Annotated in this window: 22 protein-coding genes; 14 read left to right on the top strand and 8 right to left on the bottom strand. The window is 66.3% G+C overall.

What is annotated here, in order from left to right; genetic code table 11:
- Positions 1 to 84 precede the first annotated feature (84 nt).
- A complete protein-coding gene (locus ABF648_RS08500) occupies positions 85 to 1,071 on the bottom strand; it encodes a malate dehydrogenase (RefSeq protein WP_415631860.1) in 987 nt (328 codons plus the stop codon).
- 319 nt (positions 1,072 to 1,390) lie between these two features.
- On the opposite strand from ABF648_RS08500, the gene ABF648_RS08505 reads away from it, so the two are divergent.
- The 3 genes from ABF648_RS08505 to ABF648_RS08515 all read left to right on the top strand — a co-directional run bounded on the left by ABF648_RS08505 (position 1,391) and on the right by ABF648_RS08515 (position 5,495).
- On the top strand, positions 1,391 to 2,608 hold the full coding sequence (locus ABF648_RS08505; RefSeq protein WP_415631861.1) for an NADP-dependent isocitrate dehydrogenase: 1,218 nt from the start codon (positions 1,391 to 1,393) through the stop codon (positions 2,606 to 2,608).
- A 146-nt stretch (positions 2,609 to 2,754) separates the two neighbouring features.
- The gene (locus ABF648_RS08510) at positions 2,755 to 4,236 is read left to right on the top strand and encodes a hemolysin family protein (RefSeq protein ID WP_415631862.1); all 1,482 of its coding nucleotides are present in this window, start codon (positions 2,755 to 2,757) and stop codon (positions 4,234 to 4,236) included.
- A gap of 17 nt (positions 4,237 to 4,253) precedes the next feature.
- Entirely contained in the window at positions 4,254 to 5,495 is a 1,242-nt protein-coding gene (locus ABF648_RS08515) for a phosphotransferase (protein ID WP_415631863.1), read from the top strand.
- Between the two features lie 151 nt (positions 5,496 to 5,646).
- Here the strand turns inward: ABF648_RS08515 and ABF648_RS08520 are convergent, their stop codons facing one another.
- A complete protein-coding gene (locus tag ABF648_RS08520; RefSeq protein WP_415631864.1) occupies positions 5,647 to 6,366 on the bottom strand; it encodes a DUF1847 domain-containing protein in 720 nt (239 codons plus the stop codon).
- Between the two features lie 76 nt (positions 6,367 to 6,442).
- Between ABF648_RS08520 and ABF648_RS08525 the strand changes: the two genes are divergently transcribed.
- The 3 genes from ABF648_RS08525 (at position 6,443) to ABF648_RS08535 (ending at position 10,135) form a co-directional block, all read left to right on the top strand.
- Positions 6,443 to 6,649, top strand: a complete 207-nt coding sequence (locus ABF648_RS08525) for a hypothetical protein (protein ID WP_415631865.1) — start codon at positions 6,443 to 6,445, stop codon at positions 6,647 to 6,649.
- A gap of 71 nt (positions 6,650 to 6,720) precedes the next feature.
- Positions 6,721 to 8,103 carry a sigma 54-interacting transcriptional regulator gene (locus ABF648_RS08530; RefSeq protein ID WP_415631866.1) on the top strand — a complete coding sequence of 461 codons (1,383 nt, stop codon included), beginning with the start codon at positions 6,721 to 6,723 and terminating at the stop codon, positions 8,101 to 8,103.
- The gene (locus tag ABF648_RS08535) at positions 8,096 to 10,135 is read left to right on the top strand and encodes a hypothetical protein (protein ID WP_415631867.1); all 2,040 of its coding nucleotides are present in this window, start codon (positions 8,096 to 8,098) and stop codon (positions 10,133 to 10,135) included. The genes ABF648_RS08530 and ABF648_RS08535 overlap by 8 nt, the downstream gene beginning before the upstream one ends.
- An 82-nt stretch (positions 10,136 to 10,217) precedes the next feature.
- On the opposite strand, the gene ABF648_RS08540 is transcribed toward ABF648_RS08535, so the two are convergent.
- The 3 genes from ABF648_RS08540 to ABF648_RS08550 are packed head-to-tail and all read right to left on the bottom strand — an operon-like array spanning position 10,218 to position 12,260.
- The gene (locus ABF648_RS08540; RefSeq protein WP_415631868.1) at positions 10,218 to 10,991 is read right to left on the bottom strand and encodes an SCO1664 family protein; all 774 of its coding nucleotides are present in this window, start codon (positions 10,989 to 10,991) and stop codon (positions 10,218 to 10,220) included.
- Positions 10,988 to 11,533 carry a DUF3090 domain-containing protein gene (locus ABF648_RS08545; RefSeq protein ID WP_415631869.1) on the bottom strand — a complete coding sequence of 182 codons (546 nt, stop codon included), beginning with the start codon at positions 11,531 to 11,533 and terminating at the stop codon, positions 10,988 to 10,990. The genes ABF648_RS08540 and ABF648_RS08545 overlap by 4 nt, the downstream gene beginning before the upstream one ends.
- A 1-nt stretch (position 11,534) precedes the next feature.
- Positions 11,535 to 12,260 carry an MSMEG_4193 family putative phosphomutase gene (locus ABF648_RS08550; protein WP_415631870.1) on the bottom strand — a complete coding sequence of 242 codons (726 nt, stop codon included), beginning with the start codon at positions 12,258 to 12,260 and terminating at the stop codon, positions 11,535 to 11,537.
- A gap of 223 nt (positions 12,261 to 12,483) precedes the next feature.
- Here ABF648_RS08550 and ABF648_RS08555 point away from each other — a divergent pair, with 223 nt between their 5' ends.
- From ABF648_RS08555 to eutC, 5 genes are all read left to right on the top strand, one after another.
- Positions 12,484 to 12,930, top strand: coding sequence for a cytidine deaminase (locus ABF648_RS08555; RefSeq protein WP_415631871.1), 447 nt, complete (start codon positions 12,484 to 12,486; stop codon positions 12,928 to 12,930).
- Positions 12,931 to 13,016: 86 nt separating this feature from the next.
- Positions 13,017 to 13,964, top strand: coding sequence for an RNase H family protein (locus tag ABF648_RS08560; protein WP_415631872.1), 948 nt, complete (start codon positions 13,017 to 13,019; stop codon positions 13,962 to 13,964).
- A 549-nt stretch (positions 13,965 to 14,513) separates the two neighbouring features.
- The gene (eat, locus tag ABF648_RS08565; RefSeq protein ID WP_415631873.1) at positions 14,514 to 15,929 is read left to right on the top strand and encodes an ethanolamine permease; all 1,416 of its coding nucleotides are present in this window, start codon (positions 14,514 to 14,516) and stop codon (positions 15,927 to 15,929) included.
- A complete protein-coding gene (locus ABF648_RS08570; RefSeq protein WP_415631874.1) occupies positions 15,926 to 17,341 on the top strand; it encodes an ethanolamine ammonia-lyase subunit EutB in 1,416 nt (471 codons plus the stop codon). Before eat ends, ABF648_RS08570 begins: the two co-directional genes overlap by 4 nt.
- Entirely contained in the window at positions 17,338 to 18,168 is an 831-nt protein-coding gene (gene eutC / locus ABF648_RS08575) for an ethanolamine ammonia-lyase subunit EutC (RefSeq protein ID WP_415631875.1), read from the top strand. The genes ABF648_RS08570 and eutC overlap by 4 nt, the downstream gene beginning before the upstream one ends.
- A gap of 4 nt (positions 18,169 to 18,172) precedes the next feature.
- Here the strand turns inward: eutC and ABF648_RS08580 are convergent, their stop codons facing one another.
- On the bottom strand, positions 18,173 to 19,096 hold the full coding sequence (locus ABF648_RS08580) for an enoyl-CoA hydratase/isomerase family protein (protein WP_415631876.1): 924 nt from the start codon (positions 19,094 to 19,096) through the stop codon (positions 18,173 to 18,175).
- A gap of 63 nt (positions 19,097 to 19,159) precedes the next feature.
- Entirely contained in the window at positions 19,160 to 19,918 is a 759-nt protein-coding gene (locus ABF648_RS08585) for an ABC transporter permease (protein WP_415631877.1), read from the bottom strand.
- Positions 19,919 to 20,181: 263 nt separating this feature from the next.
- Between ABF648_RS08585 and metG the strand changes: the two genes are divergently transcribed.
- Positions 20,182 to 21,975: a methionine--tRNA ligase gene (gene metG / locus ABF648_RS08590; protein ID WP_415631878.1), complete on the top strand. Its 1,794-nt coding sequence runs from the start codon at positions 20,182 to 20,184 to the stop codon at positions 21,973 to 21,975.
- A gap of 180 nt (positions 21,976 to 22,155) precedes the next feature.
- On the opposite strand, the gene ABF648_RS08595 is transcribed toward metG, so the two are convergent.
- Positions 22,156 to 23,199 (bottom strand): zinc-binding dehydrogenase, encoded by a 1,044-nt coding sequence (locus ABF648_RS08595; RefSeq protein ID WP_415631879.1) that lies wholly within the window; start codon positions 23,197 to 23,199, stop codon positions 22,156 to 22,158.
- 186 nt (positions 23,200 to 23,385) lie between these two features.
- On the opposite strand from ABF648_RS08595, the gene ABF648_RS08600 reads away from it, so the two are divergent.
- Positions 23,386 to 24,897: an ABC transporter permease gene (locus tag ABF648_RS08600; RefSeq protein WP_415631880.1), complete on the top strand. Its 1,512-nt coding sequence runs from the start codon at positions 23,386 to 23,388 to the stop codon at positions 24,895 to 24,897.
- On the top strand, positions 24,897 to 25,574 hold the full coding sequence (locus ABF648_RS08605) for an ABC transporter ATP-binding protein (RefSeq protein WP_415631881.1): 678 nt from the start codon (positions 24,897 to 24,899) through the stop codon (positions 25,572 to 25,574). The genes ABF648_RS08600 and ABF648_RS08605 overlap by 1 nt, the downstream gene beginning before the upstream one ends.
- Positions 25,575 to 25,719 lie beyond the last annotated feature (145 nt).

The raw sequence follows: 25,719 nt of genomic DNA on the forward strand, positions 1-25,719 counted from the left end.
CCCCCCCCCCCCCCCCCCCCCCCCGGGGGGGGCCCCCCCCCCCCCCCCCCCCCCCACCTTAGTGATCGAGTGATTGAGCCGGACTCAGATGAGGCCGAGGTCGCGGACCGCGTTCTGCTCGGTCTGCAGTTCGGCGACCGACTCGGCGATCTTCTTCTTGCCGAAGTCGTTGATCTCCAGGCCCTCCACGATCTTGTACTCGCCGTCCTTGCAGGTGACCGGGAAGGAGCTGATGAGGCCGGCCGGTACGCCGTAGGAACCGTCGGAGACGACGGACATGGAGACCCAGTCATCGGCGGGGGTGCCGACGGCCCAGTCGTGCATGGCCTCGACGGTGGCGTTGGCGGCGGATGCGGCCGAGGAAGCACCACGAGCAGCGATCACCGCGCCGCCGCGCTTTGCGACGGTGGGGATGTACTCGTTCTCGTACCAGGCCTGGTCGTTGATCTGCTCGAAGGCGTTCTTGCCGTCCACCTTGGCGTTGTACAGATCGGGGTACTGGGTGTTGGAGTGGTTGCCCCAGATGGTCATGTTGGTGACCGAACCGACGCCCACGCCGAGCTTCTTGGCGAGCTGGTACTTGGCGCGGTTGTGGTCCAGGCGGGTCAGCGCGCTGAACTGGGTGTTCGGGATGTCCTTTGCGTTGTCCATCGCAATGAGGGCATTGGTGTTGGCGGGGTTGCCGGTGACGAGCACCTTGACATCGCTCGCGGCCACCTTGTTGAGGGCCTTGCCCTGGCCGGTGAAGATCTTGCCGTTGGCGCTCAGCAGGTCGCTGCGGTCCATGCCCTCCTTGCGGGGCATGGCGCCGACGAGCATGGCCAGGTTGACGCCGTCGAAGACCTTCTCGGGATCGTCGCCGATCTCGACGCCGGCGAGATTCGGGAATGCACCGTCCTCGAGCTCCATCACCACGCCCTCGAGGCGGGGCAGTGCGGGCGTGATCTCCAGCAGGCGGAGTTCAACGGGGGTGTCACCGAGCAATGATCCTGATGCAATGCGGAACAGCAGGCTGTAACAGATCTGGCCGGCAGCGCCGGTCACGGCCACCTTGACGGGTGTAGTGCTCACAAAAATCTCCTCATCACCGAGAGTGTGTCTCTCACATTACGATGCCCCCCTCGGGACGGGCCGCTGGGTCCCCTCAGCCCGGAGGCGGGCCCCTGGTGTGCGTCGTGCAGCGACGTGCGGGCGTGTCCGCAGCCGGGGTTTGCGGGCACGGGCAACCCGGGAATTCCTCGTCCGAGGCGGTGCGTGCGTCCCTGTTCGGGTACGTGATGATCGGTTGCCGGCCACCCGGACCACGGATCGGGTGCTGGGAGCACAGAAATATGTCGGTGCCATCCACTAGGTTGACCACATCAGCCGTTGACGAGAAGGGCATGAGTGGATGAGCAAGATCAAGGTCGTGGGCCAGGTAGTCGAACTCGACGGTGATGAGATGACACGCGTCATCTGGGGGTTCATCAAGGAAAGGCTGATCCTGCCCTACCTTGACGTCGACCTGGACTACTACGACCTCGGCATGGAGAACCGCGACGCCACCGACGACCAGGTGACCGTCGACGCGGCCCATGCCATCCAGCGCACCGGGGTCGGTGTGAAGTGCGCCACCATCACCCCTGACGAGGCGCGCGTCAAGGAGTTCGGCCTGAAGAAGATGTGGCGCTCCCCGAACGGCACCATCCGCAACATCCTCGGCGGTGTCATCTTCCGCGAGCCGATCGTGATCTCCAATGTGCCCCGGCTGGTGCCGGGCTGGACCAAGCCCATCGTCATCGGGCGCCACGCCTTCGGCGACCAGTATCGCGCCACCGACGTGAAGATCCCCGGTGCCGGCACCGTCACCCTCACCTACACCCCCGAGGACGGCTCGGAGCCCATGGAGATGGAAGTCGTCAAGATGCCCGAGGGCGGCGGGGTGGCGATGGGCATGTACAACTTCAACAAGTCCATCGAGGACTTCGCCCGGGCCTCCTTCAACTACGGTCTGAAGCGTCACTACCCGGTGTACCTGTCCACCAAGAACACGATCCTCAAGGCCTACGACGGCCAGTTCAAGGACATCTTCGCCGCCATCTACGAGGCCGAGTACAAGGAGCGCTTCGAAGCCGAGGGTCTCAGCTACGAGCACCGGCTCATCGACGACATGGTCGCCTCCGCACTGAAGTGGGAGGGCGGCTATGTCTGGGCGTGCAAGAACTACGACGGCGATGTCCAGTCCGACACGGTTGCCCAGGGTTACGGCTCGCTGGGCCTGATGACCTCGGTGCTGATGACCCCCGACGGCAAGACGGTGGAGGCTGAGGCCGCTCATGGCACCGTCACGCGTCACTACCGGCTGCATCAGCAGGGCAAGCCCACCTCGACCAATCCGATCGCGTCGATCTTCGCGTGGACCGGTGGCCTGAAGCATCGCGGTGCCCTGGACAACACTCCAGAAGTCGTCGAGTTCGCCGAGACGCTGGAGAAGGTCTGCGTGCAGACGGTCGAGCAGGGCCGGATGACCAAGGATCTCGCAATCCTGGTGGGGCCCGATCAGCCGTGGCTCAACACCGAAGAATTCCTGGCTGCTCTCGACGATGGACTGGCGGCAGCGCGACGCTGAACTTCGTTGCTGGGTGGCAGGGGCGGCGGGGCCGATCGCTATTCTTTGCAGGGTGACCAAGCCTCCTCCTGTTCCCTGTGTCGTTCCTGCTCGTGCTGAGCAGGACGACAGGAGTGCTCTGACGGCCGTGAGGGGCCGGTGCTGAGATGCCGATCTGGCTCTCCATCGTCATCATCTTCCTGCTCTTCGCCATCGGCGGGGTTTTCTCCGCCGCCGAGATGGCGTTGGTCTCGCTGCGCGACTCCCAGGTGAAATCGCTTGCCAGGCGTGGTTCGCGAGGGCGGGCCATCCAGGAGTTGACCTCCAATCCGAACCGTTTCCTGTCGGCCGTGCAGATCGGCGTGACGCTGGCCGGTTTCCTCTCCTCGGCATTCGGTTCGGACTCGCTTGCAGGGGCCTGGGTGGCTCCGGCATTCGAGTCGTGGGGTGTGCCGCACTCCTTCGCCGGCGTGCTCGCCGTCATCGTGATCACCGGGCTCATCTCGTTCTGCTCCATCGTGATCAGCGAGCTGTTCAGCAAGCGGCTCGCGCTGCAGCGCCCCGAAGAGGTCGCGCTCGGGCTGGCGCCCTTCGTCAACGGCGTCGCCACCATCTTCCGGCCGCTCATCTGGGCGCTCGGCGTGTGCACGAATCTGCTCGTCAGGCTGGCCGGGTTCGATCCCAATGCGGGCAAGGAAGCGGTCTCCGACGAGGAACTGCGCTCCATGGTGATCAATGCCGACTCCCTGGACGCCGAGGCGAAGCACATCGTCGACGAGGTCTTCAGCGCGGGGGATCGCAGCCTGCGCGAGGTGATGATTCCGCGCACCGAGGTGGACTTCCTGCCCGGCACGATGCCGGTGTCCCTGGCGGTCTCCCAGGTGCAGGGTGGCGCGCACTCCCGTTATCCGGTGATCGATGGTTCGCCGGACCGGGTGCTCGGGTTCGTGCATGTGCGCGATCTGATGGCCGTTCCGCCCGAGACGCGTGACGCGCCGGTGAGCGGGCTGGCCCGCCCGGTGCTGCGCCTGCCGGAAACCGTGCGGGTGCCGCGTGCGCTGGCCGACATGCGCCGTGGCCGCTCGCACCTGGCCGTGGTCCTCGACGAATACGGCGGCACTGCGGGGATCATCACCCTGGAGGATCTCGTCGAGGAGCTCGTCGGAGACATCACCGATGAATACGACGTCATCGACGACAACACCAGGAAGCACCGCCAGCAGCGCGACATCGACGGCCTCACCACCTTGGAGGAATTCGCCGATGCTGTCGGCTATGTGCTGCCCGAGGGACCCTACGACACCGTGGCGGGATACTTCATGGCGCAGCGCGGCGAGATTCCGGCGGTGGGCGACAGCATCACTGTGCGCCTTGCGCCGGCCGAACCTGTCGAGCGCGATGACGATGACGAAGGTGAGGCGCCCGAGGTGGGCGACGATTTCGAGATGCGTGTCACCCAGATGGATGGCCGCAGGGTCGCCTGGCTGAACCTGCGGGCAGTACTGGTCGCTGCCGATGCCGGTCAGACGGCAGCCGACCCGGCTGTCGAGGCGCCACGAGACCGCCCGGCACCTCATCCCAGCCTGGTGAACCGGCGCGGTGGCTCGAGCGGTGCGGACCGCGGGGGAGCCCGTCAGGGCAATTCGTGAGGATCGGCCATCATGGCGTGGGGTTCGGCGACGGTCCCGGGCCCGACCTCGACGGGGCGCATCTGCTCACCGGACCGGGGGCAGCCGACCTCCTCTCTGCCGTGCTCTCCGCCCACCAGGGCAGCCTGGTCAGCGCCGCGCTGGACCACGTCGATGTCATGCCCGGCCGCACCACCACGGTCACCTACTCCTGCCAGGTTCGATGGGGCGAGGGCGTACGCACCGAGATCGTGGGCCTCACTGCCCGTGCCGGTGGCCTCAGCGAGGACGATCGTCTCGCCGGGGTCTTCGGTGACGGGGAACGTGAGGTTGCAGCCTGGCTGTACCCGGACGACCCGGACCTTCCGGGGCTCGCCCGGATAACGGTGGCGGAATCGGCCTGTCGGGTGCTGGCCGAATACGGGCTCATCGGCCCGCCGGTGGATCCTTCGCGGCTGGACCTCCATGTGGTGAGTTACCGGCCCCGGCGCCACGCCGTGGTCAGAGTGCAGGTGGATGGCGGCGCCGCCGTGTTCTACGTGAAGGCGCTGGCGGAACGGCATGTGAATCAGGCGGTCGCCCGTCTGGACATGCTGGCCAGAGGCCATATTCCGGTGCCCGTGCTGCTCGCCGTCACCGACGAGAACCTGGTCATCACGGCTGCTCTGCCCGGGCAGTCGATGGCACACCTGCTGTTCGAGCAGCCACCGGTGATCGCCGGGGAACAACTCGTGGCCCTCCTCGATGCCCTTCCGAGGAGTCTGGTGGACATGCCCCGCCGCACGGCGTGGAGCGATGCAGTGCGCCGTTATGCCACCATGGTGGCCAGCCAGCTGCCCCGCGAGGCAGCGCGTCTGGAGCAGCTGGTCACCACCGTCCAGGCGGGTCTGAGTGGCATCCCGGCGGGCAATGAAGTCACCCACGGGGATTTCCACGAGGGCCAGATTCACCTCAGCGCTGGCAGGGTGGTCGGCCTGCTCGACATCGACGCCTGCGGCCCGGGCAGGCGGGTGGACGACCTGGCCTGCCTGCTCGCGCACCTGTCGACCGTGCAGCACACGAACGCGGTCCAGGCTCGGCGGCTCGGCATGCTGCGCTCCCGGCTGCTCGAAGTCTTCGACCAGCGCGTCGATCCGGTGGAACTGCGCCTGCGAGCCGCCGCGGTGGCGATCTCACTTGCCACCGGGCCCTACCGGGGTCAAGAGCCCCACTGGCAGCGCGAGACGGGTGAGATCATCAGCACTGCGCAGGCATGGCTGCGGGCCGCCCAGTCGTGTTGAGAGTCGTGGGTGCCACACCGCCGAGCACCACGGTCAGCTCGTCGACTCCGACTCCGCATCACGAGCCGCAGCCTGCCTCAGCGCGGTGAGGGCGTCCCCATGCGAATGGTGATGATCGCGTCGGGAGGTGGCTGGACCCATTGCACGGGTGTCACGACAGTTCTTCCTTGAATCGTGAGTATCCAGAAGTTGCAAGGTACAGCGCCTGAACCGGATTGTGACCGAGCACTCGGTCCTTGACAATCATGACTGTCGTCGGTGCCGCCGAGTGCTTGATGAAGAGAGTGTCATGTCCGACGCAAAGGCCTATCAGGATGTTGAGATCCGTGTGATGGGCTTCAAGCGATTTCGCCTGGAGAATTGGGTTACACATGGACTCGTGCCCGCTACCACGATTGAGCTTTTGCGAATCGGGGACGCCGATGTCGCTCTTGTCGATGGCACCGACCTTGCAACCCACCACGAAATAGTCGAGTTCGTGGGCTGCCAGGATACGGACAAATATCTTGGTCTCGTCCAACAATCCGACGCAGGTTGCAATACCGATCTTCTTGTAGCCCATTCGGTGAATGAATTCGATGGTCTCTTCCACCCGTGTCATGCGACCGTAGAACTCGCCCTCGATCCCGGCCGAGACCCTTGAGATCCGGCCCTCCTCCTCATTTCCGGTGTAGCAGGAAAATGCCTCGTCGCAGAGTTCTCCACTCGTACGAGTGGTGAGGCAGAACCTCGGATACCGGTCCTCATCCGCAGATTTGCATGCGATCACCCCGCAGCTCGAGCAGGTCAGCTCCGGAGCGCGCTTCGTAGGGCTCTTCCCGATCCGAGCGTTTCGAGGCGATGCACTGGTCGTGTGCCTGCTACTGGTCATGAGTTCTTCTCCGGATCTGTGGTCTGGGTCCCAGCTGACAAGGAGACGATAAGAGTTCTTGTGGACATGCTCCGAGATGTCCACTCCGGTGCCGCCTGTTTCCGAGGCCGTGAAGGAGCCGCCGACGGGTTGCAGGATCGTCGACCAATTCCACGTACTCGTCGAGGAGGGTTTTCCGGGGGTGCTCGTGGATGATGAAGCCGGGAGGCGCCGTTCCGGCGTGCACGGCAGTCAGTTCGGCGAAGGCTGTGCCAGCTGCGTGGGGCCGGACGACGATGACTGAATGTGGGCGCGGTCGACGACCCTCTCGAATCCGTTGGTTCCCTGCCCGAACGGGTTACCGTGGAGCGGGTGATGAATCCCACCGCCACAACTGTCGGCCAGCTGCGAGCCTCGGGGCACGTGCAGAAGACGGTGCGCGCCGAGATTCGCGACAACCTCCTGGCCGCACTTCGCGAGCACCGCAATCCCTGGCCGGGAATCCACGGCTTCGAGTCCACGGTCATCCCCGAGGTGGAGCGTGCGCTCATTGCCGGTCACGACATCGTGCTGCTCGGCGAACGCGGACAGGGCAAGACGCGCCTGCTGCGCACCATGGCGGGACTTCTCGACGAATGGTCCCCCGTCATTGCAGGGTCCGAACTCGGCGAGCATCCCTATGCCCCCATCACGGCGGCGAGCAAGCGGCGCGCCGCACAGCTGGGCGACGAACTGCCGATTACCTGGCGCCACCGGGACGAGCGGTATGTCGAGAAGCTGGCCACTCCCGACACGAGTGTGGCCGATCTCATCGGCGACGTCGATCCGATGAAGGTCGCCGAGGGGCGTAGCCTCGCAGATCCCGAGACGATCCATTTCGGGCTCGTGCCGCGGAGCAACCGGGGGATCGTGGCCATCAATGAGCTTCCCGACCTCGCCGAACGCATCCAGGTGGCACTTCTCAATGTCATGGAGGAGCGCGACATCCAGATTCGCGGCTACGTCCTGCGGCTGCCCCTCGACGTCCTTGTCGTGGCGAGCGCCAACCCTGAGGACTACACGAACCGCGGTCGCATCATCACCCCGTTGAAGGACCGCTTCGGCGCCGAGATCCGCACCCACTATCCGCTGCGGCTCTCCGACGAGGTGGCGGTGATCCGCCAGGAGGCGGCGCTCGGTTCGAACACGCCTGACTACATCGTGGAGATCCTCGCCCGGTTCACCCGCGCGCTGCGGGTCTCGAACTCGGTCGACCAGCGCAGCGGCGTGAGTGTCCGCTTCGCCATCGCCGGGGCCGAGACGGTTGCCGCTGCGGCAATCCATCGTGCGGCGCGGCAGGGCGAGGACGAAGCCATGGCCCGCCCTGTGGACCTCGAGGCGGCGGTCGACGTCCTCGGGGGCAAGATCGAGTTCGAGTCCGGCGACGAGGGACGCGAGGAGGAGATCCTCGACCACCTGCTCCGGGTCGCCACGGCGGAGACGGTGGGCGCCAGGCTGCGGGGCGTCGACCTCGATGAACTCGCGAACGCGCTCGGGGGCGGCGACGTGGTGACGACCGGAATGCAGGTGCCGGCCCGCGATTTCCTGTCCGGGCTGCCACGCCTGGACGGGTCCGGTCTCTACGACGACATCTGCGAACGCCTCGGCGCGACCAGCGACGCCGAGCGGGCAGCCGCGATCGAGCTGGCCCTCGAGGGCCTCTTCCTGGCCCGCAAGGTGGGCAAAGAGGTCGAGGACGGGGAGACGCTGTATGGCTAGGCAGGATCGCTGTCTGACCCGCCGGGCTCGCTACGGCAGGTTCACCGAGGGCCCTGATCCGCTGGCCCCGCCCGTCGACATCCGCGAGGCCTTCGACGCGATGGGTCAGGACGTGATGGCCGGTTACTCTCCCGAGCGGGCGATGCGCGAGTTCCTGCGGCGCGGTGGGCGCGGGCAGACCGGTCTCGACGACCTGGCACGGCGGGTCGCGCAGCGTCGCCGGGAGCTGACCGAAGGGCACAACCTCGACGGCACCCTCCAGGAGGTCAGGAAGCTGCTGGACCGTGCCGTCCTCGAGGAGCGCAGGCAATTGGCCCGCGATGCGCAGCTGGACGATGTGGAGCGGGCGCTGTCCCAGATGCAACTGGACAACCTGCCGGCGTCCCCGGCGGCTGCGGTGAGTGAGCTGAACGACTACACGTGGCACAGCCAGGACGCCCGGGAGGACTTCGAGCGGATCAAGGATCTGCTGGGCCGAGAGCTGCTCGACCAGCGATTCGCCGGCATGAAGCAGGCGCTCGAGAACGCGACGGATGCCGATCGCGCGGCGATCGGCGAGATGCTCGGCGACCTCAACGACTTGCTCGACGCGCACGCCCGGGGTGAGGACAGCCAGCAGCAGTTCGACGAGTTCATGGCCAGGCACGGGCAGTACTTCCCCGAGCGACCAGAAAACATCGACGAACTGCTGGACACGCTCGCCCAGCGGACGGCGGCCGCACAGCGCATGTGGAATTCGATGAGCGCCGAGCAACGCCAGGAGCTCGAATCCCTCGCCACGCAGGCCTTCGGTTCACCAGAACTCATGTCGTCGCTGTCCCGCCTGGATGCCAGCCTGCGTTCGCTGAGGCCGCAGGAGGACTGGAGTGGTTCTGAGAGCATGAACGGCCGGGAGGGCCTCGGCCTCGGCGACGGAACAGGCGCGCTCCAGGACATCGCCGACCTCGACGAATTGGCCGAGCAGCTCGCACAGTCGTACCAGGGTTCTCAACTCGACGATCTGGATCTGGAGAAGCTGGCCCGTCAGCTCGGCCCGGACGCGGTGGTCGATGCGCGTACCCTGCAGCGCCTCGAGCGTGCGCTGCGCGACTCCGGTCTCTTGAGGCGAACCCCCGATGGCCAGTACAAGCTGGCGCCCAGGGCGATGCGCAGGCTCGGGAAGAACCTGCTGCGGGACATCGGCGAACAGCTGTCAGGTCGTCAGGGGGGCCATGACATCCGTCGGGCCGGCCCCGCCGGCGACTTCTCGGGGGCGACCCGGCCCTGGGCATTCGGTGACGTCGAACCGTGGGACGTGACCCGTACGATCACCAACGCGATCACCCGCCGGGCTGCCGAGGGCGTCCCGGCGAGTACGTCCGTGGCGATCGAGATGGGCGACGTCGAGGTCCAGGAGACGGAAGCGCGTACCCAGGCGTGCGTCGCGCTGCTCGTCGATACGTCCTTCTCGATGGCGATGGAGGGCCGCTGGGTGCCGATGAAGCGGATGGCGCTGGCACTGCACACCCTGATCACGAGCCGCTTCCGCGGAGACGACCTGCAGATCATCGGCTTCGGCCGCTCCGCACGGGCGATGAGGATCGAAGACCTCATCGGTCTCGACATCGTGTCCGAACAGGGCACCAACCTGCACCATGCCCTCCTGCTGGCCAACCAGCACTTCCGCAGGCACCCGAGCGCCCAACCGGTGCTGCTGGTCGTCACCGACGGCGAACCGACTGCACACCTCGAGCCCAGTGGCGAGCCGTTCTTCAGCTACCCGCCGGAGCCGCTCACCATTGCGCTCGCCGTGCGAGAACTCGACGTCGCCACCCGCCGGGGTGCCCACACGACGTTCTTCCGTCTCGGCGAGGACCCCGGCCTGGCCCGATTCCTCGATGCCATGGCGAGAAGAGTCGGTGGAGCCGTGGACACCCCCGACGCAAACGATCTTGGCGCCGCAGTCGTCGGCTCCTATCTTGATGAGCGCCACGGCTTTGGTGCCTGGGGGGTGGGCCATGACAGCTTCGACGAGACGTGGTGGCCCCGCTAGGGGCAGCTGCGGGGCGCCTCAAAGCCAGTGATCGGGGAAGCGAGCGGGCCGGCCACCGTCCGGGGCACAGACCGGCCACTGTTCAGAACAGCGGCCACGGCGTTGCCGGCATGCGCCCGTCGGGGGCGGGGAAACGATGCTCGGACAACAACCCCTGGCAACGCTCGTCGAGGGCGACGATCTCAGGAGCGCTGAGGAGTCCCGACAGGGCCTGCCCGAGACCGGCTCCCAGACTCAACCGAAGGTGTTCGACGCCCGCGATCTCCTCGTCGTCCAGTTCTTCGCCGAGCCAACCCCACAGGACGGTGCGCAGCTTGCGCTGGACATGAAAGGTGAGGCCGTGGTCCACGCCGTACCGGTGCCCGTCGGGCATGGCCAGGATGTGGCCGCCCTTGCGGTCCGCGTTGTTCACCACGACGTCGAAGACGGCCATCCGGCGCAGTGCGGGGGAGTCCTCGTGGATGAGGACCACCGTTCCGTGGCGGCTGTCCTGGGCAGTCAGCACGTGACGCCAACCCTTGTCGGGGACCGCATCGGAGCTGACGAGGTCGACCGGATCCTGCTCGGGATCGGGTTCGCGCCACAGCTGGACCATGCCCGCTCCGAGAGGCCCGTCGCGCAACCAGGTGCGGGGCACGACGCCCCAGCCGAGAGCCTCCGAGACCAGATAGGCGGCCATCTCGCGATGGGCGAGGGGCCCGTCGGGGAAGTCCCACAGCTGTTGTTCCCCGGAGACGGGCTTGTACACGACCGGGATTCCCTCGATCGTCGCCAGGTACGTGCCGTTCGAGGCGGTGGGGATCGGTGCGATGAGGTCGAGTTCACCGGAACCGACGTCGGGGTCAGGGAGGGTCACGAGTCCTCGGGCGGGGTGCAGATGTGTCCCTGCGGGTCCATCGGCTGCCCGCACATCGGGCAGATCGGCCGACCCTCCCGGACGACTTGGTGCGTTCGTCTGGCGAAGGCTCGCGCGGCACCGACCGGGAGCCGCGCACGGATCCCCTTCATGTTGAGCGATTCGGCCACGAAGTCGCCCTCGTCGGGATCGGCGAAGGGATAGGCCTCGATCACGACCACCGCAGTCGTGGGATCCCACCTCAGGACCATGGATCGTGCTCGGAACTCCTCGTCGACGGGCTGTTCCAGGGGAGCGCTGTCGATCAGCTCGGGGGGAACATCGGAGGGCACGTTGAAGACGTTGTCGTCCTGGGCCATGAGCTCGTTGAGCAACTCGTCGATCTTGTCGGCAAGCAGGGCGGACTGCTCCTTCTCGAGCGCGACACTCATCATCTTTCTGCCCAGGCGCACCTGCAGATAGAAGGTTCGGGACCCCGGCGGACCGACAGTGCCGACAACGGTCCGGTCAGGCCAGTCGAAATCGTGGACGGTGGCCAGCATGTCAATGAATTCTAGGCGCGTGGACGCCGGTCTCAACCGCTGTCTGCGGACCTGCCCCACCGCCCACCTCCTCCTCGGTGCCGGGCAGCCCGTTGCGCAGCCATGACAGATCGCCCGGAACCATGTCAACTCTGATCACCTGTGGGCGCTGCTGTCCGTAATGGATGATCGAGATCGATCCCGGATCGACGGTGAGTCGCTGGAACAGGTCCAGGTGCATGCCCAGCGCGTCGGCGAGGACGGACTTGATGGGGTCGCCATGGCTCACTGCCGCCCAGACCGCCCCGGGGCCATGTTCTGCCTCCAGGGCCGCATCGAGGCGCCGGATCGCGGCCACCGATCTCGCCTGCATGGCGGCGAGGGATTCGCCGCCGGGGAAGACGGCCGCAGACGGCTGGTGCTGGACGAGCGACCAGAGCGATTCCTTGGCGAGTTCGTTCAGCCGCCGGCCCTGCCATTGCCCGTAGTCGCACTCGGTGATGGCCGGTTCGATCTCGCTCCGGGGCGCTCCGGCCTGGTGCTCGACGATGATCTGCGACGTCTGTCGGCAACGCTCCAGAGGACTCGAGACCACGGCGACCAGGGGGACGACGGCCAGCTGTTCGGCGACCCGGGTCGCCTGCTCGCATCCGCTCGCGTCGAGGTGGACCTGCGATGCTCGCCCGGCCAGGATGCCGTCGGCGTTGGCATTCGTGCGCCCGTGGCGGACGAGGATGACTGTGGCCATGTGTCGTTCCTATGCCACGGTTCGGGTCGGCGCAAGCTCATGACGTGGCAGGTATGGCGACGAGAACCCGTGCCACATCTGACACACGGTGGGCTGTTCCGGTCGTTTCGCAGCCATGCGGGTGAACGTGGGGCAGTTCCTGCACGCTGCAGGTGCCGGCCTCGGTGGTGGATAGGGTCTGTCGCATACCGGCTTCATCACGGACGAGGGAGGGGTCAAGCCCATGGATCCGCAGTCGAGCGACACTCCACCGACGGGTTCAGGCGCAGTGTCGGCTCCTGCCGTGCCGTCGGTGCTCGACTGGGAGCGGCTCCGCACCGCTGCCCAGGAGGTCCGCAGCCACGCCCGCGCTCCCTACTCACATTTCCCGGTGGGCGCAGCCGGACTCGTGGATGACGGGCGCATCGTCGTCGGCACCAACGTCGAGAACGCGAGCTTTGGGCTCACGCTGTGCGCCGAGTGCGGGATGGTCAGTTCGCTCGTCGCAACCGGAGGGGGGCGCCTGGTCGCGGTGAGTTGCTTCGGCCCGCAGGGTCTGGTGACGCCGTGCGGGCGCTGCCGCCAGATCCTGTTCGAGCTGGGCGGCCCGGACTGTCTCGTCGACGCCCTGGATGGCCCTGTCGCGATGAGCGTCCTGCTGCCCGGTGCCTTCGATCTCGGGACCGGCTGATCTGGTCGTGCCGTTCGTGTCCATCGTGATGCCGCCGGGGCCCTGCAGGCTGACGGCACGTCCGTGGCGTCGGGCACAATGGGCCGGTGATCACAGCGGCGGCGGATGGTTCCTCCTTGTCCAATCCGGGTCCGGCGGGCTGGGCCTGGTACATCGACGACGAGCACTGGGCGTCCGGGGGCTGGCCGCACGGCACGAACAACATGGGCGAGCTCATGGCGGTGCTCGATCTGCTGCGCGCCACCGCGGTCGACGCCGACCAGCCGCTGCGCATCCTGTGCGACTCGCAGTACGTCATCAACTCCGTGACCAGGTGGATGCCCGGCTGGAAGCGCAAGGGCTGGGTCAAACGCGATGGCAAGCCTGTCATGAACGTAGAGCTCATGCAGGCCATCGACGAGGCCATCCAAGGGCGCGACATCAGATTCGAATGGGTCAAGGGCCATGCCGGGCATCGCCTCAACGAGGCTGCCGACACCCGTGCCCATGGCGCCGCCCTCGCATTCCAGCGAGGCGAAGAGCCTGATTCGGGGCCCGGCTATGGCAAGGGCGATGTCACCGGGGCACCGGTGTCTGGGTCGCACAGTGCTGAAAGGGCCGGATTCTCGCAGTGCGCACCTTCCGCGGACTCACCGACTGGGGCGGAGGCGCCTGTGCCGCTCTTCGATACAGACCTCGAGGAGGTATGGGCTGCTGAGCGTTCCTTGCTCACCGATGCCGTGCGCGCCGACCCGGCGCAGCTGCGGGCACTTCTGCACCCCGACTTCGTCGAACACGGCTCCAGTGGACGCATCTTCACACGCAGCCGTTTGCTGGCCGACGTTGCGCCGCTGGGCGCCACCACCACGCTCGAGGTGCTGGGCAGCAGCCGCCTCGGCCCGGATTCTGTGCTGCTCCGCTGGCGGACGGTCAGTGGGGCTCAGACCAGCTTGCGCAGTTCGGTGTGGGTGCGAGACGACTCCCTGGGCCGCTCCCGCTGGCGACTGCTGTTCACCCAGGGCACACGACAGTCCGGGGCGATCCCAGTGGCGTGAGCCACTGCGCTGATGGACCAGTGGCGTGAGCCACTGCGCTGATGGACCAGTGGCGTGAGCCACTGCGCTGTTGGACCAGTGGCGTGAGCCACTGCGCTGTTGGACCAGTGGCGTGAGCCACTGCGCTGTTGGACCAGTGGCGTGAGCCACTGCACCAAGTACCTCTTCCTCCACGGCCACCGGTGCGATGTCCCAGGACCAGTTCCTCCGAGCCACCCGGGGTTGACGTTCTCGGCGATCAGATCGCACTGCTTGCACGGCGTATCGCTCGGATCTGCTCCGCACGGGCCCGGGCGATCGCTCTGCTGCACCACCGAGCTGCACCACCGACAGTCCTCCGGTTCGGGTCGCTCGGGACCGGACTGGAGGGAGCAGGTCAGGTGAAATCTGATTGAAACAGCAACGTGATCTCCCAGTCACTGCCGCGGCCTAGCCTCGGGCATCGACCCTTCGCGTCAACTGCCCGGCCCTGGAACACATGGGTCTTGAACCATGTGGGCAGTGACTTGGGCCGTGAATGAGCTCACATCGAAAGACCGGAGGACGACCTTGCTGAAACAAGTTGTGAAGTCAGATGTGAAGTCAAAGGACTACCTGGAGAAGCGCCAGCTGAAATCAGGCAGCGCAGGATGGTTGCTGCTGGCCGGTCTCGGTGTGAGTTATGTGGTCTCGGGCGACTACTCGGGTTGGAACTTCGGTCTCGGACAGGGCGGCTTCGGTGGCCTGCTGATCGCCGCAGTCATCGTGGCCGGCATGTACTTCGCGCTGGTCCTTGGCATGGCCGAGATGTCCTCGGCGCTTCCGGCGGCCGGCGGCGGGTACACCTTCGCACGACGGGCCCTCGGCCCATGGGGCGGATTCGCGACCGGCACCGCCATCTTGATCGAGTACTCCATCGCGCCCGCGGCCATCGCCACCTTCATCGGTGGCTATGTGCAGTCCCTCGGGATCTTCGGCATCAAGGACGGCTGGTGGATCTACCTCGCCGCCTACGTGATCTTCATCGGGGTGCACCTCTCAGGTGCCGGTGAGGCGCTCAAGATCATGTTCATCATCACCGCCATAGCCCTGGTCGGTCTGCTGATCTTCGCCATCGCTGCCGCCACCCAGTTCGATCCGGCCAACCTCACCAACATCGCACCGACGAGTGCGGCCGGGGCATCGTCGTTCCTGCCCTTCGGCTACCTCGGCATCTGGTCCGCGATCCCATTCGCCATCTGGTTCTTCCTCGCGGTCGAGGGCGTCCCGCTCGCGGCGGAGGAGACCAAGGATCCGGCCAAGAATGTGCCCCGCGGGATCATCGCGGCGATCGTCACCCTGATGATCACCTGCGGAGTCGTGCTGTTCCTGACAACGGGTGCCGGTGGGGCTGACGCCATGTCCGCATCATCCAATCCGCTTGTGCAGGCGCTCGGTACCAGCGGCGCGGCCAAGGTCGTCAACTACATCGGCCTGGCAGGACTGATCGCCAGCTTCTTCTCCATCATCTACGCCTACTCGCGCCAGTTGTTCGCCTTGTCGCGTGCCGGTTACCTGCCGAAGACGCTGTCACTGACGAACCGACGCAAGGCGCCGATGCTCGCCCTCATCGTTCCCGGCATCATTGGCTTCATCCTTTCGCTGACCGGTCAGGGCGCACTCCTGCTCAACATGGCGGTCTTCGGTGCGGCGCTGAGCTATGTGCTCATGATGGTCAGCCACATCGTGCTGCGTCTGCGCGAGCCCAACATGGAGCGCCCCTACCGCACTCCGGGCGGCATCGCCACCACAGGCTTCGCCCTCGTGGTCGCCGTGCTGGCAGTGATCGCCACCTTCCTGGTGGACACCACCGCTGCCCTGTGGTGCGTCGCGGTGTTCGCGGCCTTCATGGCCTACTTCGGTCTCTACAGTCGTCATCACCTGGTCGCCGGATCACCGGACGAGGAGTTTGCCGCTCTCGCCAGGGCGGAGGAGGAACTCGGATGACGGTCTACCGCAAGACCCTGGGTGGCAGCACACACGCATTCGATGGCTTGGTCGAGCTGATGGCCAAGGCCACCCCGATCAGGTCGGGTGACCAGCTGGCCGGATGCGCGGCGACCAGTGGCCAGGAGCGCACGGCCGCTGCATGGGCGCTCTCCGAGGTTGACCTCACGACCTTCCTGAACGACCAGGTGGTGCCCTATGAGACCGATGAGGTCACCCGCCTGATCATCGACGGGCACGATGAGGCCGCGTTCGCGCCGGTCTCCCACCTCACGGTCGGTGGCTTCCGGGACTGGATTCTGGAAACGGCCACCCGCCCCGACTCCGCGAAGCGATTCTCGGCGGTGTCGCCGGGCCTGACCCCCGAGATGGTCGCCGCCGTCTCCAAGCTGATGCGCAACCAGGACCTGATCCTGGCAGCCTCGGCGATGCAGGTGACCTCGGCATTCCGCACCACGATCGGCCTGCCGGGCCGGCTGGCCACCCGGCTACAGCCGAACCATCCCACCGACGACCCCGTGGGCATCGCGGCCGCAACATTGGACGGCCTGCTGATGGGCAGCGGCGATGCGGTCATCGGGATCAACCCGGCGACAGACTCTCCCCAGACCACCGCCACCCTGCTGTACCAGCTGGACGACCTGCGTCAGCGCTTCGACATCCCCATGCAGTCCTGCGTGCTGTCCCATGTCACGACCACTGTCGACCTCATCGAGAAGGGAGTGCCCGTCGATCTGGTCTTCCAGTCCATAGCTGGCACCGAGAGCGCAAACACCAGCTTCGGCGTCACGGTGCCGATGCTGCTCGAGGCCATGGAGGCCGGCCGTTCCATGCACCGCGGAACCGTCGGTGACAATGTCATGTACCTGGAAACGGGGCAGGGCTCCGCGCTGTCGGCGGGAGCCCACATCGGCACCGACGGCAAGCCGGTGGACCAGCAGACCCTCGAGACGCGCACCTACGGCCTGGCCCGCAGACTCGAGCCGCTGTTGATCAACACCGTCGTCGGATTCATCGGCCCGGAATACCTCTACGACGGCAAGCAGATCATCCGCGCCGGCCTGGAGGACCATTTCTGCGGGAAACTGCTCGGCCTGCCGATGGGCGTCGACGTCTGCTACACCAACCACGCCGAAGCCGACCAGGACGACATGGACACCCTGCTCACGCTGCTGTGCGCGGCGGGGGTGGCATTCGTGATCGCGGTCCCGGGCGCGGACGACATCATGCTGGGCTACCAGAGCCTGTCCTTCCATGACGTGCTCTACGCTCGTCAGGTTCTTGGCCTCAGGCCGGCGCCGGAATTCGAGACCTGGCTGTCCAAACTGGGCATGGCCGACGACACGGGTCGCATCCTCCCGGTCGACCTCGCGGCGCCACCGCTGCTCGCAATCACCGGAGGAGCCCGATGACTTCCGCACCCAACCCGCGCGATGCACGCGAGCCATGCGATTCGCCCGATTCCCGCGAGGCGCTCGATCCCTGGGATGCGCTGCGGCGCACCACCCAGGCCCGCATCGGCCTCGGTCGTGCCGGTAATTCACTCCCGACCTCGCGGGTGCTGGAGTTCTCGGCGGCGCCCGCCGCCGCCAGGGATGCGGTCCATCAGCCGCTCGATGTGGACTCCTTCGCCGCGGGCATCGCTGAACTCGGCCTGGGCAAGCCGATCTGCGTCTCGTCCAGTGCACGCACCCGGGGCGAATACCTGCGCCGTCCGGATCTCGGCCGCTCTCCGGAGACTCTCGAAGGCCTGCCGCATGGCGGTGCAGACATCGGACTGGTGCTCGCGGACGGCCTCTCGCCGCGTGCGCTGGTCGACCACGGGACGGCCATGGTCAGCGCGCTCGTCGCGGCGCTGGACGGAAGGTTCACGATCGCGCCACCGGTGATCGCCACCCAGGCGCGCGTCGCCATGGGCGACCACATCGGGCAGGCGCTCGGCGTGCAGACGGTTCTGGTGATCATCGGGGAGCGTCCCGGCCTCTCGGTGGCCGACAGCCTCGGCATCTACCTGACCTATCACCCGAAGCCAGGGCGCAGTGACGCCGAACGCAACTGCATCTCCAACATCCACCCGCCAGAGGGACTCTCCTATGCCACGGCTGCCCGCATCGCGAGTTCCCTGGTCGACGGGGCCCGTGCGCTGGGCGCCTCGGGCGTGAGCCTCAAGGACACCTCCCGGGCGCCCGGCAGCCTCGACCCGCGAGAGCCCAGGGGTATCGGGTCGGAGGTGGCCTGAGGGCTCAGGCGAAGATCTCCTGGACGTGTACCGGGTCGACGTCCTCCAAGCGGGGCAGTGCCCAGTGCGGGTCATGGTCCTTGTCGACCAGCTGGGCGCGGACGCCCTCCACGAAGTCGCAGTCGCGCAGCATGGCGTGCGCTATCGCGGAGTCCTGGGCGAGCACTGCGGCCACGTCGGGCAGTTTCGCGGCGCGTCGCACACCGGCCAGAGCCACGGCCACCGACAGGGGAGAGCGCGTCCGGATCATGGCACCCGCTTCGCGCGCCCGTTCATCGGCGCTTGACTCCAGCTGGGCTGTGATCCGATTCGGATCGTCGCCCGCGAAGGCTTCGTCGATCCACGAGTGGTTGAAGGCCGATGCTGTATCCAGGCCCTCGACTTCGTCGACCAGCCCGACCGCCAGGGCTGTCGGTGCGTCGATCGTGGTGGCGGTCATCGCCATCCAGGTGCCGACCTCGCCGGGCAGCCGGGACAACTCGTAGAGCATGCCGACATCGGGCCACAGCCCGATCTGTGTCTCGGGCATCGCCATGGCCAGATCGGCCGCGGCGATCCGATGGGTGCCGTGCATGCCCAGGCCCAGGCCACCGCCCATGCTCACGCCGTGCAGATGGGTGGTGATCGGCTTGCCGAAGGTGGTGATCAGGCGGTCCATGGCGTACTCGTCGTCCAGGAAGCGCAGGGCTGTGTCCACGCCCTCGTCGAGAATGACCTGGCGCATCCAGCGCACATCGGCCCCGGCGCAGTAGGCGCGCCCCTCACCGCTGATGTCCAGGGCCTTGACAGCGGGGTCTGTCTGCCATGCGATGAGCCTCGCGGTGATCTGGTGGATCATCGCCGCGGTGAGCGAGTTGAGCGCTCTCGGGCGACGCAGAATCACATGTCCCACTCCGTCGTGGACGGTGAATTCCACTTCATCAGCCATGCCAGTCCCTTTCAGGAGACGCCGGAATGACCATATCGTCAGGAAGGCGGTGCGGCGGAGGACTCAGGGCAGGAGCCGTGTGGCGAGATCCTCGGGCAGCAGCAGCGCCCGGCGGATGAAGACATCCATCGTGACCACGGTGAGGATCTGACCTGTCAGGATGCCGACCAGCACGAGCAGCTGCGCGACACCGGCCTGCAAAGGTGTGCCACCGCCGAGCAGCACACCGATGAAGGCGCCGGGCAGGGTCACCAGGCCTGTGGTGCGCACCGAGTCGATCTCGGGAATGACCGCGTCCCGGCGCACCGGATCGATCAGCATGTCAAGGGCCTCTGGGCGTTGCAGGCCGATTGACAGGGCGGCTTCATAGCTGGGGAGGCCTGCCCGCAATGCCGGGAAGACGCGCTGCCCGTTGAGGGTGTGCGCAGTCATCATGTTGCCGATGATGATGGAACCGATCGGCAGCAGCGAATAGCCGTTGAAGGGTGCGGCGCGGGGGAGGAAGGCAAGGGCAAGCACTGGTACCACGCCGGCCGCCATGCTCAGCGCCGACCAGAACCAGGCCCGCCGGACTTCCACCCGGGATGTCGTGGTGCGGACGGCCACGGCGAACATCGCCAGGACGAACAGCGCGGCACTCCACAGCTGATGGATGCAGACCACCACGATGAAAGAGATGGCGAGCAGCTGGATGGCGCCTCGGGTGCTCGCCCAGACGATGGCCTTGCCGAGCCCCAGATGCCCGAACCAGGACGCCGCCACTCCCAGTCCGACGATGAGCACGACGGAAAGCGCGACTTGCCAGCTGGGCGCGATGAGCACCCTGCCATGGTCCCAGACAGATCCGTGGAGTTGTCCTCCCCGGCTGTATTCGGTGTGACGCCGCTCTCCGGGCCCATCCGCTTCCTGTGACAGTCACACAAAGGGCTCTGACCGGCTGTGCTGCCCGCACATCGGGTGCCCACGCTGTGGCTGCCGATTGTGCGGGTGCTGCCGCAGATGGGCCCGTGCCCACCGCCGCTCCCAGGCCCAGATGCGTCAGCGGCTACGGAGGGCACGCCCTGACGGCCGCTATCCTGAGCCCTATGTGCGCCCACATCCTCGCGACGGCCGCCTGGCCCTATGCCAACGGCCCTCGTCACATCGGTCATGTCTCCGGATTCGGAGTTCCCTCCGACGTCTTCGCGAGGTACATGCGAATGTCGGGCAACGAGGTGCTGCTCGTCTCGGGTTCCGATGAGCACGGCACCGCGATCCAGGTGAAGGCCGAGGCCGAGGGCCTCACTCCGCAGCAGACCGCCGACAAGTACCACGACGTCATCGTGCACGACCTGCAGGGCCTCGGGCTGTCCTACGATCTCTACACCCGCACCACCACCCGTAATCACGAAGCCGTGACGCAGGAGGTCTTCCGCACGCTGTACGCCAACGGCTATGTCATCGAGAAGACCCAGCTCGGGGCTCTCTCGCCGAGCACCGGGCGCACCCTCGCGGATCGCTACATCGAGGGCACCTGCCCCTTCTGCAAATTTCCCAGGGCTCGCGGCGACCAGTGCGACAACTGCGGCAACCAGCTCGACCCCACCGATCTCATCAACCCGCACTCCCGCATCGACGGTGAGGTGCCCGAATTCGTCGAGACCACTCACTTCTTCCTCGACCTGCCCGCCCTCGCCGAGCAGCTGATGGCCTGGCTCGACTCGCGCCAGGACTGGCGCCCGAATGTGCTCAACTTCAGCTACAACTTCGCCAAGGAGCTCAAGCCCCGCGCCATCACCCGTGACCTCGACTGGGGCATCCCCATCCCTGTGAAGGGCTGGGAGAACGAGGACATGAAGCGCATCTACGTGTGGTTCGACGCGGTGATCGGCTATCTCTCGGCGTCCATCGAGTGGGCAGCGCGCACCGGTCAGCCGGACGCCTGGAAGGACTGGTGGCAGGACCCCGAGGCCCGCTCCTACTACTTCATGGGCAAGGACAACATCGTCTTCCACTCGGTGATCTGGCCCTCCATGCTGCTCGGCCTCAACGGCGAGGGCAGCCGCGGCGGCACGCCCAGCCACTGGTTGGGCACCCTCGACATGCCCACCGAGGTGGTCAGCTCGGAATTCCTCACCATGAAGGGCTCCAAGGTGGACACCTCCGAGGGTGTGGTCATCTACGTGGGCGACTTCCTGCGCGAGTTCGGCCCCGACGCGCTGCGCTACTACATCGCCGTGGCCGGCCCGGAGAATCGCGACACCGACTTCACCTGGGACGAATTCGTGCGGCGCAACAACAACGAACTCGCCAATGAATGGGGCAATCTGGTCAATCGCTCGGTCTCGATGGCCTTCAAGAACAATGGCGCCATTCCCGAGGCCCATGAGCTCACCGCCGACGACGAGGCGCTGCTGGCTGCATCCAGGGAGGCCTTCAACACCGTCGGTGCGTTGCTCGAGCAGTGCAAGTTCCGCGCCGCGATCACAGAGGCCATGCGGGTGGCCGCACAGGCGAACCAGTACATCTCCCAGCAAGAGCCCTGGAAGCTCAAGGACGATCCCATCCGCCGCGACACCGTGCTGAACACAGCTCTGCAGGTGGTCAGCGATGCCAACACCCTGCTCACCCCCTTCCTGCCGCATTCGGCGCAGAAGATCTTCGAGATGCTTGGCGGGACAGGGGTCTGGGCGGCGCAGCCCGAGATCCGCACCGTCAGTGAGGGCGCGGGTGAGCAGGCCACGAGCTACCCGGTGCTGATGGGCGACTATGCCCACGAGCAGGCCCGCTGGGAGTCGCGCCCGATCGTTGCCGGCACTCCGCTCTCGAAGCCGGTGCCGCTCTTCACCAAGCTCGACGAAAAGCTTGCCGACCACGGCCCGGAATGGGCCGCGGTCTGAAATGCGCCATACTCTCCGGGCGACATTTCACATCATTTCGCAGGTGAAGATCTGATGACGCGCGACAGCCGGAGCCAATCCCCAGCAGTGGGCTCGAGCCGGAAGAAACCGTTCGAGCTCACTGCTTCCTGGTTGGCCGCATCGTGACAGGTCACATGAGTGACTTGTCATTCCGGTGGCTCAGGGCTTGACGAGAATCCGGATTGGATTTCCGATGTGTTCGGTCAGCATGGTGATGCCTTTTTCGACCTCCTCCAGTGAGACCACTGCGCTGATCGATTCGGAAAGGTCCAAGCGCCCGAAGGACAGCATTTCGGCCAGCACGCCGATGTCCTGGCTCTTGTACCCCAGATGCCCGCGCAACTGCTTGAACCCCAGATTGAAGTCGAGGAAGGGGCCGGCGTCGATGTTCTGGTCCGACAGCCCCAAGGACACGGCTTTGCCGTTGACATCCAGCGATTCGACCGCCGCCCGCACAGTGGCGCTGATGCCGACGGCGTCGAAGGCCACATCGATCATGCGGCCATGGGTGGCATCCTCGATCTTCTTCATCAGATCCGGATCGTCGGAGTGGAAGGTGGAGTCGGCGCCGAGCCTCTTCGCCCTGGCCAGTACCTCGTCATTGAGGTCGATGGCGATCAGCGGAACCGCTCCGGCGATACGAGCCAGCTGCACCAGATGGCTGCCGACACCTCCGACGCCCCACACAGCCACCGCATTGCCGGGGTGCACCTGGCCGGTACGCACCACCGCGGCATAGGGGGTGGACACGGCATCGGCCAGCAGCGCTGCCTGATCCATCCGGACATTGTCGGGAATCTTGGTCAATCCCATCGCAGAAGTCACATGATATTTCGCCCAGGCGCCGTCATACGCGAAGGCCATCAGATGCAGGTGAAGACAATTGGCGAAATCACCGCGGCGGCATTTGCGGCATTTCATACAGGGCTGACCGGCCGACGGGATGACACGATCCCCGACATTCCAGCCGGTCACCCCAGCGCCGATCTCGACAATGGTGCCGCTGGCCTCGTGGCCCTGGGTGACCACCGGCAGGGAGGGCGGGAATTTTCCGCTGATGAGGCTCAAATCGGAATGGCAGATCCCGCAGTACTCGACCTTGATGACGACCTGGCCCGGGCCCGGATGAGGAACCGGAATCTCCTCCAGATGAATACTGCGATCCTGTGCGTAGAAACGCTCGGCAAGCATGGTGTCAGACATGAAGCGTGCTCCTTCGGACAACTTCTGGTCCTTTTCACGTTAGACCTTCTCAAACCCGGCATGCGAAGGGGCAAGCCCACCTGGGATGCCGCAACAGAGCACAGCGGGGCCACAGTTTCCCGGTAGTTCCCACACAACCGGGCACACCAGCATGACCTGCAGAACCCAAGAGAGGAGCCGTGCGTCATGCTCTTGACCTACGCTCGGCGCGAGCTCACCAGACGGCATAAACAGACCATCGTGGTCGCCGTCGGACTCGCCATCGCCGTGGCTCTGCTGATGGTCGTCAATTCGGTCTCGGCAGGAGTCTCCAATGCCCAGTCGCAGGTGCTCGCATCTGTCTATGGGGTCGGAACCGACATCACCGTCACGCAACGACCCAGCACTTCGGCATCATCCAACCAGAGCTTCGGATTCGGGCAGGGGGCGGGCAACAGCGACGCGCAGGGAAACACCTCGGTCTCCAGTACCTCGCTCCGTGCCAGTCGCGAGAACGAGGTGTTCGCGGATTCCCAGCTCGCCAGCGTCCAGAAGGTGAGCGGTGTCTCCAACGCCGTCTCGGCCCTGGTGCTCGAGCAGACCACCTTCAACGGCCAGATCGGCGCCGAGGGCACGTCAGGTTCGAGCGCAGCCCCGAGCGCCGAACCCACCGGCTCCAGTTCCAGGAGCTCCGGTGAACGGGGCTTCGGGGGTGGCCAGTTCAATCTCAACAGCACGACGGTCACCGGTGTGACCCCCGGGTCCACCCTCGGGCCGCTGTCCACCACGACCGTTTCCTCCGGTCGGACGCTGGCAAGCAGTGACAACGGCCAGAATGTGGCCCTGGTCTCGTCCACCTATGCAAAGACGAAGAGCCTCGCCCTCAATTCGACGGTGTCGGTCGGCGGCACGGACATGACCGTGGTCGGCATCGTGGACTCCACCGCGAGCACTGTCTCCGACATCTTCCTGCCGCTGGACACCGCGCAGAAGGTCGCGAACCTCTCCGGCCAGATCAACGAGATCTACGTGCAGGCGGCGAATTCCGGTCAGGTCGATTCGGTTGCCTCCGCGATCGGCAAGGCATTGCCCTCGGCCACCGTCTCGACCGACAAGACCCTTGCCGAGAGCGTCACCGGTTCGCTGTCCTCCGCGGCAACGCTGGTCGGTTCGCTCGGCAAGTGGCTGTCCATCGGTGTGCTGGCCGTCGCCTTCGGGCTGGCGATCCTGTTCACCGTCTCGGGCGTCAACCAGCGCACCCGCGACTTCGGCACGCTGAAGTCCATCGGCTGGTCGAATCGGCGGGTGGTCACCCAGGTGGCTGTCGAATCCCTGCTGCGTGCCGCGGTCGGCGCGATCGCTGGCATCGTCCTGGGCCTGGTGTCCATCCTCGTGCTCAACAAGATGGGCATCACGCTGTCCGGATCCAGCGGTGGCTTCTCGGTGCGAGGCGCCCGTTCCGGGGCTGCCGCCGGTGGAGCAGCTCCGGCGGGCATGCCCACCGCCGGTGCCGCACCAGGGGGCATGGGCGCGACGGGTGGCGGTGCCGCTGAAAGAGCCAGCACCGCCGTCAATGTCGTCCTGCACAACCCGTTGAGCGTCGAGGCGATCCTTGTCGGGCTCGTGGCGGCACTCATCGGTGGTCTGCTCGCCGGAATCATCGGAGGCTGGCGCGCCGCCAGGCTTCGTCCGGCTGCGGCACTGAGGAGCGTGGAGTGATGTACACCCTGAGCAATGTCACGAAAACCTATTCAGGACGCCACCCGGTGACCGCCCTGGATCACGTGAACCTCGACATCCCAGACGGCCAGATGGTCGCCATCGAGGGGCCGACCGGTGGTGGGAAGTCCACCCTGCTGCAGATGCTCGGGGCCCTCGACGTGCCGAGCAGCGGCGATGTGCAGCTCGGCGAGATCCAGCTCGCGAAGGCGGGGGAGCGCCAGCTCAGCAGGGTACGTGCCGAGCGGATCGGCATCGTCTTCCAGAACTTCAACCTCATCGCGACGCTGTCGGCCCTGGAGAATGTGGAGATGGCTCTCGTGCCCCAGCACGTTTCCAGTGCCGAGCGTCGCCAGCGGGCATCGGAAGCGCTGCAGAGCGTGGGGATGGCGGACCGGGCGGATCACCTGCCCAGCGAGCTTTCCGGGGGCCAGCAGCAGCGCGTCGCCATCGCGAGAGCCCTGGTGAAGAAACCGACGGTGCTGCTGGCCGACGAGCCGACCGGAAATCTCGACACGGGCACCCGCGACGAGATCCTCACCTTGCTGATGGAACGCTGGCACGAGGACTCTCTGACCGTCATCATGGTCACCCACGACCCGCGCGTCGCCGAAGGTGCCCAGCGGCGACTGCGCATCGAGCACGGCAAGCTGAAGGAGACCAGGGCCGCGGCCTGAAAGCCCTCCTGCAGCGCAACCGAAGTGTGACCATGGGCCCACGCCCGGGGGGGGCGGGGGTATCGGCGCCCCCCGCCGCGCGGGGGGGGTGTGGTGGGGGGCGCGGGCGGGGGCGGGGGGGGGGTTTGTGGTGAGGGAGGGGGGG

This window comes from Propionibacterium sp. (genome assembly GCF_047719395.1).
Taxonomy (GTDB): Bacteria; Actinomycetota; Actinomycetes; order Propionibacteriales; family Propionibacteriaceae; genus Propionibacterium.

Excerpts from the sequence above, each read along its gene's own strand:
- ABF648_RS08545 (WP_415631869.1), bottom strand. The coding sequence starts at position 11,533 with ATGCTGGCCACCGTCCACGATTTCGACTGGCCTGACCGGACCGTTGTC.
- metG (WP_415631878.1), top strand. The coding sequence starts at position 20,182 with ATGTGCGCCCACATCCTCGCGACGGCCGCCTGGCCCTATGCCAACGGC.
- ABF648_RS08530 (WP_415631866.1), top strand. The coding sequence starts at position 6,721 with ATGAATCCCACCGCCACAACTGTCGGCCAGCTGCGAGCCTCGGGGCAC.
- ABF648_RS08605 (WP_415631881.1), top strand. The coding sequence starts at position 24,897 with ATGTACACCCTGAGCAATGTCACGAAAACCTATTCAGGACGCCACCCG.
- ABF648_RS08555 (WP_415631871.1), top strand. The coding sequence starts at position 12,484 with ATGGATCCGCAGTCGAGCGACACTCCACCGACGGGTTCAGGCGCAGTG.
- ABF648_RS08595 (WP_415631879.1), bottom strand. The coding sequence starts at position 23,199 with ATGTCTGACACCATGCTTGCCGAGCGTTTCTACGCACAGGATCGCAGT.
- ABF648_RS08570 (WP_415631874.1), top strand. The coding sequence starts at position 15,926 with ATGACGGTCTACCGCAAGACCCTGGGTGGCAGCACACACGCATTCGAT.
- ABF648_RS08520 (WP_415631864.1), bottom strand. The coding sequence starts at position 6,366 with ATGACCAGTAGCAGGCACACGACCAGTGCATCGCCTCGAAACGCTCGG.
- ABF648_RS08580 (WP_415631876.1), bottom strand. The coding sequence starts at position 19,096 with ATGGCTGATGAAGTGGAATTCACCGTCCACGACGGAGTGGGACATGTG.
- ABF648_RS08510 (WP_415631862.1), top strand. The coding sequence starts at position 2,755 with ATGCCGATCTGGCTCTCCATCGTCATCATCTTCCTGCTCTTCGCCATC.
- ABF648_RS08525 (WP_415631865.1), top strand. The coding sequence starts at position 6,443 with ATGTCCACTCCGGTGCCGCCTGTTTCCGAGGCCGTGAAGGAGCCGCCG.
- ABF648_RS08535 (WP_415631867.1), top strand. The coding sequence starts at position 8,096 with ATGGCTAGGCAGGATCGCTGTCTGACCCGCCGGGCTCGCTACGGCAGG.
- ABF648_RS08550 (WP_415631870.1), bottom strand. The coding sequence starts at position 12,260 with ATGGCCACAGTCATCCTCGTCCGCCACGGGCGCACGAATGCCAACGCC.
- eutC (WP_415631875.1), top strand. The coding sequence starts at position 17,338 with ATGACTTCCGCACCCAACCCGCGCGATGCACGCGAGCCATGCGATTCG.
- ABF648_RS08600 (WP_415631880.1), top strand. The coding sequence starts at position 23,386 with ATGCTCTTGACCTACGCTCGGCGCGAGCTCACCAGACGGCATAAACAG.
- ABF648_RS08505 (WP_415631861.1), top strand. The coding sequence starts at position 1,391 with ATGAGCAAGATCAAGGTCGTGGGCCAGGTAGTCGAACTCGACGGTGAT.